This is a genomic window from Sphingomonas sp. AAP5 (genome assembly GCF_004354345.1).
Lineage (GTDB): Bacteria > Pseudomonadota > Alphaproteobacteria > Sphingomonadales > Sphingomonadaceae > Sphingomonas > Sphingomonas glacialis.
In genome coordinates this window covers 611,289-624,496 of the sequence record NZ_CP037913.1, presented here as the reverse complement: position 1 = coordinate 624,496, position 13,208 = coordinate 611,289, and the positions used below count along the sequence as shown (strand labels likewise).

The window sequence follows — 13,208 nt, the reverse complement described above, 5'->3', positions numbered from 1 at the left end:
CCGTTGCTAACGAACCCGACGTGCCGCTGCACGTGGTCTTGAAGCAAGTTCGTCGATGGACGCGTCCCTGCCACATTACGAACCCGCTCGTCAACGGAACGATCCTCTCCGCCAGCGCTGGCGTCCGACGAAGTGATGCGGCGACGCGATCGGTGCGGGCCGCGAGTCCGGAAACCTTGGTCACACGTCGGCAATGCCACCGTTTTTGGAAGGAATCCTGGCCGCCGTGTCGCCGCTGCCCGGCTCTACCCGCAGCGCTGTCAGCCGCTCACGCCAGCGACGCACGGTTACCGTCGAGCACGATGCGGAACGGAGCTGCGGGTGTTCCGCCGAAGGCGCAGCGCGCTTCCGCCACATCGACCGGGTCGCCCGTCAGCCCCGGCCGATCGACGAAGCTGATCACGCTGAGGTCGCCCAGCACCAGCCAGCTATACGCCTGGAGCGGCGCGCCGGGCGGATTGCCGCAGACCAGCCCCGTTTCGTTAAGCGGCGTCCACGGCCCTGCAAGGTGCTCGGCGACCATGCCGTACAGCCCGGTCGGACCCGATGGGCCGCCATCCGCGAACACCTTACGCTGCGTCGACCAGAAGCAATAATAGCGCTGGTCGGAGTGGACGAGGTGCGGCCGTTCGAGCTCGTTATTCACTCCGTCGGCGGTGATCAGCGGGGGCTCGAGCGTCCACTGTCCGCCCCCGCCCCGCGCCACCCCGATCGCGCCGTTCCATGGGGAGGAAGACTGCGCGAGCGAGGCGGCGAAGACGAGATATTCGGCACCATCGGCCGGATCGCAGAACCACGCCGGATCACGGAACGCCTTGATCGTGCCGATCGCGCCGCCGCCGGTCATGTCGCGCGAATAGATCTGCCCGTCGGCCGCGACCGATTCGACCGGAACCGACCAGTCCGCCAGCCGTGGCACGCCGTCCGCAATCGACAGCGTCGCGCTGGTCTCGAACAAACGCTGGTCGAAGCTCGGCTCGGCCTCGCCGCGATGCCCGGCGGCGGTGAAATAGAGGGTCACGCGGTCATGCTGCGGCGTGACGATCGCCGAGCCCGACCATTCGCGACTGCCCGGCGCGAACCCGTCGGGCAGCAGATCGCCGAGATCACGCCAGCCGTGCGGCGTTTCGTGCATCAACCGGATGCGGGCGAGCCCGTGGCGCGATTCGGGATCGGGCAGGACGGGTGCGGACAGCAGCATCTGGAGCGCCCCGCCGGCAATCTCGGCCGTCCGCCCGTCGCGCTCCTGCACCGGCCAGTAATCCCACAGGTCATGGCCCGGCAGGACTGGCGCTCTGCTCTGCGCCGCGATGTGCGGGACTTCGGGAATCGGGCGGTGCGCGATCGCCGCCACGGCATCGCGAGACCAGATCGTTGTCATACAGGGCTACCCATCAGGTCCGTCAAAAAAACGCCCCGGGCGCACGTCGCGCGCCCGGGGCGGTCGGTTCAGAAGTCGAGCTTGACCGCCGCCGAGATCGTGCGGCCGTTGATCGAACGCGCCCGGACGATCCCGTTCGCGGGGATCGCGGCTTCCTCAGCCTCGGTGAAGCCCTTGGTGTTGAACACATTGTTGGCGTTGATCGAGACCTGCACGCGCGCGATCGGACGCACGCTGAGGAACGCGTTGACTTGCGTGAAGCCGGGCAGCTTCAGCTGGTTGGTGTCCTGCGCATAGCTCGACGTCGTCCCGATCGCGCTCGCGCCGAGCGTGAACAGCTCGGTCGTGTATTGCGGGGTGATCTTGTAGACGAACTCGGCCTGGCGGCGCGGACGGTTGCCGATGACCGCGGGCGTCACGTTGTCGCTGATGATCTTCGCCTTGGTGAAGGTCCCGTTCGCCGCGAGGCTGAACCCGCCGACGCGATAATTGCCCTCGAGCTCGAGGCCGTACGCGCGGTAGGTACGGTCGAAGAACTTCTGGCTGGTCGCTTCAAAGTTCTGCTCGGCGGTCTTGGCCCAGAACGCCGTGCCGTACAGGTTCAACCCGCCATTGCTGTACTTCACGCCGGCTTCGGCCTGGCGGACGAAGTCGACCGGCCGTGCGCCTGGCTGGAGCAGACCCGAGGTCGGGCTGACGTTGTTCGAATTGAACAGGAAGCGATCGGCATTGGCGCGCCCCCCGCGGCTGTAGCGCGCGAAGATCGAGAGATCGCTCGCCAGCCGGTAGTTCGCGCCGAACGAATAGGACGCATAGTGGAAGTTGTAGTTGACCGGCTGCGGGCGGTTGACCGGGATCACCGTGGTCTGCGTCTCGGGATAGGAAATGGTCCCGTTGCCGTCGACGTCGAAGCTCGTCGTCGGGCCATCGCCGACGACGAAGCCGCGTGCGCTGCCGCTGTCGTAGCGAATGCTCGCATCGACGTTCAAGCCGCCACCGGTATAGCCGATCGAGGCGAACGGCGCGTTGGTGTCGTAATCGACATTGTAGCTGCGGCGGCAGCAATTGCCGAAGTACGATGCGCCATAGGCGACGAGGCCGTTGTCGGTGCGCGATGCGCCCGCCGCCGTGCGGACGTTGAGCAGCGCGGCGTTATCGCCCTTCGCGTCGAGCAGGTACGACGACCAGGTCCAGTCGACATTGATCGTCTGGCGCGACTTGTAGAAGCCGGCCGAGAAATCGATCGTCCCATCACCCGTGTTGAAGCGACGATTGACGCGCAGATCGTTGGTGATGTTGTTGAGGCTGTTGAGCTTGGTGTTGAACAGCACCACGCCGATCGCGTTCGACGTTGTCGGGTTAGCATAGAGCTGGCCGGCATTCGGGCCATTGGCATAGCTCACGATCGCCCCTGGGCCACCGATCGCGTTGGCGAGGTTCTGCGCCGTGTCGACGGTTGCCGGGAACGGCGAGATGAAGCGCCCCGAAATGTCCGAATAGCGGAACTTGTCGCTGACCTTCCAGCCGTCGGCGACTTCGAACTCGGTTTCGAACCCGATCGCCTTGACCACCGGATGCATGCCATCGCGAATGTCGTCGACCTCGCGATTGTTGGCACCGTCGAGCGTCACTGCGCGCGTGAAATAGACGCTGTGGATCGTGTCGTTGTTGGCGCTGAGACCGGGCAGCGAACTATATTTCGGGTCGCTGTTGGTGCCGCTCACGCGGACCGGGCTCGGCAGATAGGCGATCGCGCGGTCGTCGAGATATTTGACGTTGAGGCGGAAGAAGCCGCGATCGAAGGTCTTGGTGATGTTGCCGCGGATCTGCCCGCCCTTGTTGCCGTCATAGCCGGCGCGACGCGGGCCTTCACCAACGCGGTAGAAGCCGCCGACGTTGAAGCGCAGCGTATCGCTCAGCTTGCCGCCATAATCGGCATCGAGGCGATATTCGCCGTAATCGAGCCCGACGGTGCCCTGGATCGAGCCGCCCTCCTGCTCGCCGGTCTTGGAAATGAGGTTGATGACGCCTCCGGGCGAGTTCGACGCGAAGGTCGAGGCCGAACCACCGCGAACCGCCTCGACGCGCGCGACGTTGAAGTCGGTGCGCAGGAAGATGTCGGTGTTGGCAAAGGCGATGTCGCCATATTCGAGGATCGGCAGGCCGTCTTCCTGCAGCTGCAGGAACTTGGCGCCGCCCGATGCGACGGGCAGGCCGCGCACGGCGATGTTGGCATTGCCCTCGCCGCCCGACGATTCCGAACGGATGCCCGGCAGGCTGCGGAACAGTTCGGCGGCGGAGCGCGGCGCGGCGTTGGCGATCGCGTCGGCATTGAGCGAGCTGACCGAGACCGAGCTGTTGAGGCGATTCTGCCCGCGCGCCACGGCGGTGACGATGATGTCGTCCTTGTTCGACGCTTCGGCGTCGCTCTGGACGGGGGCCGGTGCATCAGCCGCTGGCGCCGCCTGCTGCGCGAATGCCGGGGTGCCGATCATCATTGCGGTGGTGGCGAGAAAAAGGGTGCGCCCTTTCAACATATCACTCTCCTGAAACGGTAAGGCCGTTTATTCGGCTCGCACCGGCCCTAAACTTTTCGCGCAAACGATTGCAAGCGGAAATTGCAAACGATTGCGCAAACAGCTACAGCGCGTTGCAGGGCGGCAACAGTCCGCCCACGGGGAGAGAGAATGTGACGAGAGGATCGGTCGGCAAGGTGCATTTGTCGTTCGCGCGCATCCTGCAGATGAACCTCGGGTTCCTCGGGCTGCAATTCAGTTTCGGGCTGCAACAAAGCAATATGGGGCCGATCTACAGCTATCTCGGCGCCGACGAGGGCAGCATGCCGCTGCTGTGGCTGGCGGGCCCGATGACCGGGCTCATCATACAGCCGCTGATCGGATCAATGAGCGACCGCACGCGCACCCGGCTCGGGCGCCGCACTCCGTATTTCCTGATCGGCGCGATCCTGTGCAGCCTGTCGCTGTTCGCGATGCCGTACAGCCGCACGCTGTGGATGGCGGCGAGCCTGTTATGGGTGCTCGATGCGGCCAACAACGTGACGATGGAGCCGTACCGCGCCTATGTCAGCGACCGGCTCGTCGAGCAGCAGCGCCCGCTCGGCTTCCTGACGCAGAGCGCCTTCACCGGGCTCGCACAGACGCTGTCGTATCTCGCCCCCTCGTTGCTGGTGTGGTGGGGCATCAACAAGGATGCGCTCGACAGCAACGGCATTCCCGAAATCACGCGAATCAGCTTCCTGATCGGGGCGATCCTGTCGATCACGACGATCCTGTGGTCGGTGTGGCGCGTCCCCGAATTGCCGCTGACGCCGGAGGAGGACGCTGCGATCACCGCCGATCCGCTGTCGGTCCGCTCGACGATCACCGGGCTGGTCGACGCGATCCGCGACATGCCGCCGACGATGCGGCAGTTGGCCGTAGCGATGCTTTTCCAGTGGTTCGGGATGTTCTGCTACTGGCAATATGTCGTGCTCGCGCTTGCCCGCGGGGTGTTCCACACCAGCGATCCGGCGAGCGTCGGCTTCCGCGATGCGGGGCTGCTCAACGGGCAGCTCGGCGCGTTCTACAATTTCGTCGCGTGCGTCTCGGCCTTTGCGATGGTGCCGTTCGCGCGGCGCTTCGGCGCCAAGCCGATCCATGCGGTCGCGATGGTGGCATCGGGCGCGGCCATGCTGACGATCGCGTCGACCGGATCGATCCCGCTGCTGATCGTCGCGATGGTCGGCATCGGCATCGGCTGGGGCAGCTTGATGGGCAACCCCTATCTGATGCTCGCCAACGCGATCCCGCCCGAGCGGACCGGCGTCTATATGGGCATCTTCAACATGTTCATCGTCATCCCGATGATGGTCGAGATCCTGTTCGTGTGGCTCGCCTACCGCCCGCTGCTCGGCGGCGATCCGCGCCACGTCCTCATGCTGGGCGGCGCGATGATGCTTGCAGCCGCCGTGGCGACGTGGCGGATCCGCACGCCGGCCCGCCCCGCGGGCGCCTGATCAGGCCGAGCCGCGCAGGATCAGTTCGGGCGCCATCGTCACCGACTCGACGTCGGCGCCCTCGATCCGGCGGAACAGCAGATCGACCAGCACCCCCGCCCCGCGCGCGACATCCTGCCGCACCGTGGTGAGCGGCGGCGTGGTGTGCATCGCGATCACGACGTCGTCATAGCCGACCACGCTGACGTCCTGCGGCACGCGCTTGCCGTGCGCCGCGAGTGCCCGCAGCGCGCTCATCGCGATGACGTCCGACGCGGCGACGATGCCGTCGGGCGACGAATGCCCGGCGAGATAGGCTTCGATCGCGGCGTACGACGCCTCGCTCGTCAAATGCATCGGCAGCAGCGTCGCCTGCCCGCTCCCCGACGCGGCGAGCGCTTGCTGGAACCCGACATAGCGCGCCGCGAATTCGGGCACCTCGATATTGCCGAAGAACGCCAGCCGCCGGCGCCCCTGCGCGAGCAAATGCTCGGCGGCGAGCCGCCCGCCCGCGACATTGTCGGTCCCGACGGTGGTCTGCGTCTTGTCGGGCACGTCCGCGCCCCACACGACGATCGGGCGATAGCGCGCGGCGACGCGCTCGATCGCGTCGATCTGGTTCGACTGGCCGACCACGACGACGCCGTCGACGCGCCCGGCGTCGACGATCGCGTCGAGCCAGCGATCGTTCGCCGGGATCACCCGCGACAGCAGCAAATCGTGCCCGCGATCGGCGATCGCGTCTGCCAGCGGCCCGAGCAAGCTCATGAAGAACGGATCCGACAGATGCTGCTCGGCTTCGTGGCCGAGCGGCAGCACCACGCCGATCGCCCCCGTTCGCCCGAGGCGGAGGTTGCGCGCGGCCTGGTTGACCTTGAAGCCATGCTCGCTCGCCAAGCCGACGATCCGATCGCGCGTCGCCTTGGCGATCACGGGGTTCCCCGCGAGCGATCGCGAAACCGTGGCGACGGAAACGCCCGCCAGTTCGGCAAGTTCGGCCAGGGTCGTCACGGTCGTGGTCACAGGCATCCCCGACCTTTGCCGTGTCCGGCGCGAAACGCCAACCGCTAACGCGAACCCCCGGCGCGTTGCGCACGGCTGCACGCCGAACGCGATCGAATTTTCACGGAATATCCGCCGCTATGCGGTATCTTGCGCCTGCGCGCGCACCGCGATTTGCGGTCGCGCGGGCGCGTGCGGGGGAACATACCGGCGCCTCCCGACGCTGTACGTCTCGAGCCTGCGGGCATTCCTAGCGAAAAGGCGAACGATCATGGTTGAAGCGACCTGGGGCAAAGACACCAAGACGCCCCCCATCGAATGGCGGATGAGCGCGTCGCTCGAAGACGTGCCGCGCGGCGCGGAAGACGTGGCCGAAGTCACCAGCCTCGAAGGCGCGGTGCGCGCGTGGCGCGCGCTCGACCCCGCGCACCAATCCGCAGCGACGCTGACGCTCGAGCGCGCGATCCAGCTCGACGGCGTGTCGCTGACCACCTTTACCGGGAACAGCATCGCCGCCCTGGTCGAGAAGCTGCCCGACTGACCCGCCCGCGCGATCGCGGTAAAGTTACACGTTGAATTATGCCGCCCGACCGGAGTAACGGGTGCGCGATTATGTCGATCGCCCGGGCGCCGCGCTGTATGCGGCCCCATGTCGCGCTGGTCGGGCCCGCAACGGCACCGACTCGCGCGGTCAGGCGTTCATTCTGCAGGAAGAGGTGCGATGGGCAGCCGCGCCAAGATCGGGAGCATACCCGGTGGCATGGCGTGGCGGCGAACTTGCATTGAAGGACGATCTATCGATGAGTGATGTGGTGACGAGCATGCCCAGTAGCGAACCAACCTCGCTCGAACCGACCTCGGCGTTGAGCGTCGAGACCGTGCTCAGCGTGCGGATGTGGAACGAGCATCTGTTCAGCTTCACGATCACGCGCCCCGCGAGCTTCCGCTTCCGCTCGGGCGAATTCGTGATGCTCGGCTTGGCCGGCGAGCAGCGCCCGTTGCTGCGCGCTTACTCGATCGCCAGCCCGGCCTATGCCGAAGAGCTCGAATTCCTCTCGATCCGCGTGCCCGACGGCCCGCTCACCTCGCGCCTGTCGCAGATCCAGCCGGGCGACCAGGTCTATCTCGGCCGCAAGCCGACCGGCACGCTCGTCGCCGACGCGTTGCTGCCGGGCAAGCGCTTGTTCATGCTGTCGACCGGCACCGGCCTCGCGCCGTTCCTCAGCGTCGCGCGCGATCCCGAGATTTACGATCGCTTCGACCAGATCCAGATCGTCCACAGCGTGCGTCGCGTGACCGACCTCGCCTATCGTGAGCCGCTCGAGGCGAAGCTGGCGGACGATCCGCTGGTCGACGAGCAGGCGGCGACGCAATTTTCCTACGTGCCGACCGTGACGCGCGAGCCGTTCCACACCAGCGGGCGGATCGACAAACTGATCGACGACGGCACGCTGTTCGCCGACATGCCCGGCGAGAAGCAGCTCGACCCGGAGACCGACCGGATCATGCTGTGCGGCAGCATGGAGATGATCAAGGATCTGGCGGCGAAGCTCGAGGCGATGGGCTTCGTCGAGGGTTCGAACTCGCACCCGGGCCAATATGTGATCGAGCGCGCGTTCGTCGGGTGACGGGCGGCTGATTCCCGACATTGGGTAGCCCCCGTCACCCTCGCGAAAGCGAGGGTCCCGCTTCTGCATCGGACCGCGGGCTAGGCAGCGGGATCCCCGCTTTTGCGGGGATGACGGAGCTGGGCGGGTCCCCGCCGTGTGGCCTCGTCCACGCGCAGTTTCGTCCATCGCAAGACGCTTCGTCTCATGGAAGACTCGAATTCGCGCCCCGCAGCTCAAAAGCCCCTCCCCTTCAGGGGAGGGGTTGGGTTGGGGAAGTCACAACGCTAGCTCTCTGCGATGCATCCCCCACCCCCATCCCCTCCCCTGAAGGGGAGGGGCGGAGCCAGGTCATCCCTTCCCGTCAGGCGTCGTCTAAACCCTGAAGTCTGGTCACGCCGTCCGACGTTCGCGGAGCGGCCCACACCGATAACCGTCGCCCCGGCGAAGGCCGGGGCCACCCCTTTTGTGTCCGGCCCCACGCCAAGCCACCCAGAGGCCCCGGCCTCCGCCGGGGCGACGGTAGCGGCTATATCCGCCTCTGCTAATCAAGGCGGATGGGTAGCTTTCAGTAGAGATAGATTGAAGGTAGGCTTGCGCTGCCTTGTGACCCTGCTACTATCTGCCCACATGGGAGCTAACACATACTCTAGCGAACTAGAGCGGACGTTGGCTCGTCCGGATGCTAACAAACTGCGGCGACAAATGCTCGCCTACGCCGAACATTTCGACTGTGAATGGCCTAACAATCTAGCCGACGACTTTGGCGAGATTATCACTTGTCACTTCGACGACCCCGAAAAGTCACTGGCTTATGTGATAATTGCCGCATCCGAGACTGACGATGCAGAGTTTCTGCAACTTATGGGGTGTGGAAATCTAGAGGACGTTCTTTGCGATCCGTCACCAGAGTTACTCGACCGTATCGTCTCCGAGGCACATAGGTCTGCTCGCTTCCGCTGGCTGCTCAGCAACCCTTTTAAGGTCGCAATCTCTTCAAAAGCGTGGGAGGCGATTAAGATATTTCGTATCACTGGACCGCATGAAGAGCCCGCCCTTTCGACCGTACCGCCGCGCGAATGAAAGTCTGATAGACGTATCGTATCAACGCTAACAAGTCGGCTCCAAGTGGGCTGAAAGCCCGCCAAAAGCGCAAACGCCTCACACCCATCACCCCCGATGCCCGCTCATCCCCGCCCCCGCATCGGCCGCAAACCGCGCGTTCCAGATCGTCGCGCTCGCCGAGACCGCGGTCACCACCCAGAACGCCAGCGTGAAATCCCCCAGCCGCGGCAGCGCATGCCCGCCCCCCAGCATCCCGACATGCAGCGCCGCTGCACCAACACAGATCCCGAGCGACAGCATCAATTGCTGGAAGGTCGCGTAGAAGCTCGTCGCCGAGCTCATCCGTTCGCTCGGAATCTCGTCATAGGCGATTGTGTTGTACGCCGAGAATTGGAACGACATGAAGAAGCCCGATACCATCAACACCCCGAAGATCAGCGGCACCGGCCAATCGGGCCGGAACAGCCCGCACACCGCATAGCCCGCGCTCGCCCCGAGCCCGCCGATGATCAGACTCCTCCGGAACCCCCAGCGCCGCAGGATGCGCGGCGCGAGCCCCTTCATCGCGAGCGACCCGATCGCCCCCGCGACGGTGATCGCGCCGCTCGCCGCCGCGGTCATGCCGAAGCCCAATTGCAGCATCATCGGCAGCAGGAAGGGCTGCGCGCCTTGCGTGATCCGCGTCAGCGATCCGCCGATCAGCGACAGGCGGAAGGTCGGCACGCGCATCAGCGACAGATCGAGGATCGGATCGGCACGGTGCCGCGCATGGCGGATGTAGAGCGCACCCGCGACACAGCCGATCCCGATCAGGCCGAGCGCGAGCGGCAGTTCGCCCGTCCGACTCGTCATCTCGAACCCGAACAGCAAGCAGCCGAGCGCCACGCCCGACAGCACGAATCCCCACGGGTCCGCCCGCACCGGCGTCTCGGCGCGCACCTCGCCGATATAGCGCGTCACCAGGAACACGCCGAGCAGCCCGATCGGCAAATTGAGATAGAAGATCCAGCGCCAGTCGAGATAGGTGACGATCGCCCCGCCGACCGGCGGCCCGAGGATCGGCCCGATCAGCGCGGGCATGATCAGCCACGACATCGCCGAGACCATGTCCTCCTTGGCGACGCTGCGCAGCAGGACGAGCCGCCCGATCGGGATCATCATCGCGCCCCCCAGCCCCTGCAGGAAGCGCGCGCCCATGATGAACGGCAGGCTCGGCGCGACCCCGCACAAGGCCGATCCCGCGACGAAGATCAGGATCGCCGCGCGGAACACGGTGCGCGAGCCGAAGCGATCCGCCAGCCGCCCGCTCGCCGGGATGAAGATCGCGAGCGCGAGCAAATAGGAGGTCAGCGCCGAGCTCATATTGGTCGCGGGAACGTGGAAATCGCGCGCCATCGTCGGCAGTGCGGTGGCGAGGATCGTCGCGTCCATCTGCTCCATGAACAGCGCGCAAGCGATGATCAGCGCGACCAGCCGGTAATTCTTGGGCGTATGATCGACCGCATTGTCCTCGCGCGCGACCTGCGCGATGTCGCCGGCGGCGGGCAGGATGCCGTCGCGGATTTCGCTGTTGATCGAGGCGAGGCCCCGGCGGCGCACTCTCATGGGATGTCCGAAGGTTTTGGATCAGCCCCGCCGCAGGGTGGCTGAACCGGATGGATGGGCGCTCCAATGCCAGCGCTTGATCGGCTGATCGGGTGATTGGCGGAAGCGGCTATGTGGGCTTCGCAGCGCATTGCTGCAACGGCGATGTGAGGCGGCACAAGGCCCATTCCGCCGGTCCAACGCCCGTCATACCGGACTTGATCCGGTATCGATGCGAGCCGCCTGCCGTCGCGCGCCCTACTCGGCACCCTCGCCCCCACCCCGTCACCCTCGCGAAGGCGAGGGTCCCGCCTCTTCTTCCCGGCCCGCGCCAGGCAGCGGGATCCCCGCCTTAACGGGGATGACGGCGGGATGGGGAGAGCCGCGGACGGTACCGATCCCCACCACGCGCTTGCCCTTGGTCCGGCTGGTCAGATGAAACTGCCGGCACCGATCGCATCGATAGCTCCGCAACACCAGCCCGGAGCGAACGATCGCCTCCGCCGCCGCCGCCTCGTCCGCAAAGCGTCGCTTACGCTGGCAGACGCTAAGCTTGGTCCGCGTCAGCGCGGCTTCTTCGGCTGCGGCACGCCGCTCACCCAGAAGATCCCGCCGGGCTGGAGCGTGATGACATATTGCCCCTTGTCGTCGCACTCGGCGATCCACACCGCCTTGCCCTCGATCGGCGCGTGCTTCTCCATCCGCACGATCTTCTGGCAGGTATAGCCGCCGTCCCGAATCGCGCGGAACATCGTCGTTTGCTGGAGCGACGGCGAGAGGGCATCGATCTTGGCTTCCATCGGATCATGCGTCGCGACCGCGGCGGGCGCGCTGCTGCCCGTCGGGCTGCCATCGCACGCCGCCAAGCTCACCGTGAGCAGTGCCGCCAGATAGATGCGCTTCATCGCTTCGCTCCCAAGTCTCAAATCCCGCCGGCGACGACGCTGCGACCGGTCGCCTCCAACGCCTGCGTCAGATCGGCGATGCAGCGATCGGCGAGTGCCGCATCGGTCGCGCGCACGACGAAGTTGGCGCCAGTGCGCCCGTCGCGAAAGAAGGGGTAACTGCCGATCGCAACGCCTTCATGGCTCTTCTCGGCCTGGCGCAGCACGTCGGCGACCTCGCTCTCGGCGACCCAGCAGCCGATCGTGCGCGACAGCACGGGCAGCCCGCCCTCGAGCGTACCGGTCAACGCATCGAGCATCCCCGCAGTGATATGCGGGACGCCCGCCATGATGAAGATATTGCCGACGCGGATCCCCGGCGCGCCCGACATGCGGTTCTCGATCAAATCGGCCCCCTCGGGCACGCGCGCCATCCGCTTGCGCGTCTCGGTCAACCCGCCGCGGCTCGCGTAATAGCTGTCGAGCACCGCCACCGCCTGCGGATGGAACACCACCGGCACCCCGAGCGCCTCGGCGATCGCATCGACGGTGATGTCGTCATGCGTCGGCCCGATCCCGCCGGTCGTGAACAGATAATCGTTGCGTTCCCGCAAGATATTGACCGCCTCGACGATCGCCTCGGGCTTGTCCGCGACGATCCGCACCTCGGCGAGGCGGATCCCCTGGACGTTGAGCCAGGTCGCGATCTGCGCGACATTCTTGTCCTGCGTTCGGCCCGACAGGATTTCGTCGCCGATCACCGCGAGCGCGGCCGTCCAGATGCGTGTGGTCATGCCAACAGCCATAGCCCCGCCACCGCCCCCTCGCAAAGCGAAAGCGATTTCGCTATATCGTCGGGCATGACCGATTATGTAACCGTAACCGCCGACGCCCCCACCGGCCGCACCGGCGCGATCAAGCTCTATGGCCGCGATGCGTTCGACGGAATGCACGCCGCGGGCAAGCTCGCCGCCGAAACGCTCGACATGATCGTGCCGCACATGGTGCCCGGCACCTCGACCGCCGAGATCGACGACATGGTCCGCCGCTTCATCGTCGAGCGCGGCGGGATCCCCGCGACGCTCGGCTATCGCGGCTATACGCATTCGAGCTGCATCTCGCTCAACCATGTCGTGTGCCACGGCATCCCGAGCGAGAAGACGCTGAAAAGCGGCGACATCGTCAACGTCGACGTGACGCCGATCCTCGGCGGCTGGCACGGCGACAGCAGCCGGATGTATCTGATCGGCGACGTGCCGATCAAGGCGAAGCGCTTGGTCGAAGTGACCTACGAATGCCTGATGCTCGGCATCGAGCAGGCGAAACCCGGCAACCATCTCGGCGACATCGGCCACGCGATCCAGCGCCATGCCGAAAAGCACCGCTATGGCATCGTCCGCGATTTTTGCGGGCATGGCCTGGGGCAGCTGTTCCACGACGCGCCCGAGGTCGTCCATGTCGGCAAGCCCGGCACCGGGCCCGAGTTGAAGCCCGGCATGATCTTCACGATCGAGCCGATGATCAACACCGGCCGCGCCGACGTGAAGCTGCTCGACGACGGCTGGACCGCGGTGACGCGCGATCGCTCGCTCTCGGCGCAGTTTGAACATTCGATCGGCATTACCGAGACCGGCTGCGAGATCTTCACGCTCAGCCCCGGCGGGTTCGACAAGCCGCCGTATTGAGGGGGG

11 protein-coding genes are annotated in these 13,208 nt (G+C 65.9%); 5 read left to right on the top strand and 6 right to left on the bottom strand.

The genetic code is table 11. The annotated features are described in order from the left end of the window. Positions 1-268: 268 nt before the first annotated feature. On the bottom strand, positions 269-1,381 hold the full coding sequence (locus E2E30_RS02860; RefSeq protein WP_133187063.1) for a glycoside hydrolase family 68 protein: 1,113 nt from the start codon (positions 1,379-1,381) through the stop codon (positions 269-271). Between the two features lie 68 nt (positions 1,382-1,449). Beyond that, the gene (locus E2E30_RS02855; protein WP_133187061.1) at positions 1,450-3,918 is read right to left on the bottom strand and encodes a TonB-dependent receptor domain-containing protein; all 2,469 of its coding nucleotides are present in this window, start codon (positions 3,916-3,918) and stop codon (positions 1,450-1,452) included. Positions 3,919-4,070: 152 nt separating this feature from the next. Here E2E30_RS02855 and E2E30_RS02850 point away from each other — a divergent pair, with 152 nt between their 5' ends. Beyond that, complete coding sequence (locus tag E2E30_RS02850; RefSeq protein ID WP_133187059.1) at positions 4,071-5,396, top strand: MFS transporter; 1,326 nt, start codon at positions 4,071-4,073, stop codon at positions 5,394-5,396. Here the strand turns inward: E2E30_RS02850 and E2E30_RS02845 are convergent, their stop codons facing one another. Continuing rightward, positions 5,397-6,404 carry a LacI family DNA-binding transcriptional regulator gene (locus E2E30_RS02845; protein WP_133187057.1) on the bottom strand — a complete coding sequence of 336 codons (1,008 nt, stop codon included), beginning with the start codon at positions 6,402-6,404 and terminating at the stop codon, positions 5,397-5,399. Between the two features lie 244 nt (positions 6,405-6,648). Between E2E30_RS02845 and E2E30_RS02840 the strand changes: the two genes are divergently transcribed. The 3 genes from E2E30_RS02840 to E2E30_RS02830 all read left to right on the top strand — a co-directional run bounded on the left by E2E30_RS02840 (position 6,649) and on the right by E2E30_RS02830 (position 9,067). Next, entirely contained in the window at positions 6,649-6,918 is a 270-nt protein-coding gene (locus E2E30_RS02840) for a hypothetical protein (protein WP_133187055.1), read from the top strand. Positions 6,919-7,198: 280 nt separating this feature from the next. After that, positions 7,199-8,005, top strand: coding sequence for a ferredoxin--NADP reductase (locus E2E30_RS02835; protein ID WP_133187053.1), 807 nt, complete (start codon positions 7,199-7,201; stop codon positions 8,003-8,005). A gap of 648 nt (positions 8,006-8,653) precedes the next feature. After that, complete coding sequence (locus tag E2E30_RS02830) at positions 8,654-9,067, top strand: DUF6869 domain-containing protein (RefSeq protein ID WP_165954439.1); 414 nt, start codon at positions 8,654-8,656, stop codon at positions 9,065-9,067. An 87-nt stretch (positions 9,068-9,154) separates the two neighbouring features. On the opposite strand, the gene E2E30_RS02825 is transcribed toward E2E30_RS02830, so the two are convergent. The 3 genes from E2E30_RS02825 to E2E30_RS02810 all read right to left on the bottom strand — a co-directional run bounded on the left by E2E30_RS02825 (position 9,155) and on the right by E2E30_RS02810 (position 12,311). After that, positions 9,155-10,654, bottom strand: coding sequence for an MFS transporter (locus E2E30_RS02825; protein WP_133187049.1), 1,500 nt, complete (start codon positions 10,652-10,654; stop codon positions 9,155-9,157). Positions 10,655-11,196: 542 nt separating this feature from the next. Next, a complete protein-coding gene (locus E2E30_RS02815; protein WP_133187045.1) occupies positions 11,197-11,538 on the bottom strand; it encodes a hypothetical protein in 342 nt (113 codons plus the stop codon). 17 nt (positions 11,539-11,555) lie between these two features. After that, positions 11,556-12,311, bottom strand: coding sequence for a competence/damage-inducible protein A (locus tag E2E30_RS02810; RefSeq protein ID WP_133187043.1), 756 nt, complete (start codon positions 12,309-12,311; stop codon positions 11,556-11,558). 66 nt (positions 12,312-12,377) lie between these two features. Here E2E30_RS02810 and map point away from each other — a divergent pair, with 66 nt between their 5' ends. Continuing rightward, positions 12,378-13,202 carry a type I methionyl aminopeptidase gene (gene map, locus E2E30_RS02805; protein WP_133187041.1) on the top strand — a complete coding sequence of 275 codons (825 nt, stop codon included), beginning with the start codon at positions 12,378-12,380 and terminating at the stop codon, positions 13,200-13,202. Positions 13,203-13,208 lie beyond the last annotated feature (6 nt).

Excerpts from the sequence above, each read along its gene's own strand:
- E2E30_RS02840 (WP_133187055.1), top strand. The coding sequence starts at position 6,649 with ATGGTTGAAGCGACCTGGGGCAAAGACACCAAGACGCCCCCCATCGAA.
- E2E30_RS02860 (WP_133187063.1), bottom strand. The coding sequence starts at position 1,381 with ATGACAACGATCTGGTCTCGCGATGCCGTGGCGGCGATCGCGCACCGC.
- E2E30_RS02845 (WP_133187057.1), bottom strand. The coding sequence starts at position 6,404 with ATGCCTGTGACCACGACCGTGACGACCCTGGCCGAACTTGCCGAACTG.
- map (WP_133187041.1), top strand. The coding sequence starts at position 12,378 with ATGACCGATTATGTAACCGTAACCGCCGACGCCCCCACCGGCCGCACC.
- E2E30_RS02825 (WP_133187049.1), bottom strand. The coding sequence starts at position 10,654 with ATGAGAGTGCGCCGCCGGGGCCTCGCCTCGATCAACAGCGAAATCCGC.
- E2E30_RS02810 (WP_133187043.1), bottom strand. The coding sequence starts at position 12,311 with ATGACCACACGCATCTGGACGGCCGCGCTCGCGGTGATCGGCGACGAA.
- E2E30_RS02855 (WP_133187061.1), bottom strand. The coding sequence starts at position 3,918 with ATGTTGAAAGGGCGCACCCTTTTTCTCGCCACCACCGCAATGATGATC.
- E2E30_RS02815 (WP_133187045.1), bottom strand. The coding sequence starts at position 11,538 with ATGAAGCGCATCTATCTGGCGGCACTGCTCACGGTGAGCTTGGCGGCG.
- E2E30_RS02835 (WP_133187053.1), top strand. The coding sequence starts at position 7,199 with ATGCCCAGTAGCGAACCAACCTCGCTCGAACCGACCTCGGCGTTGAGC.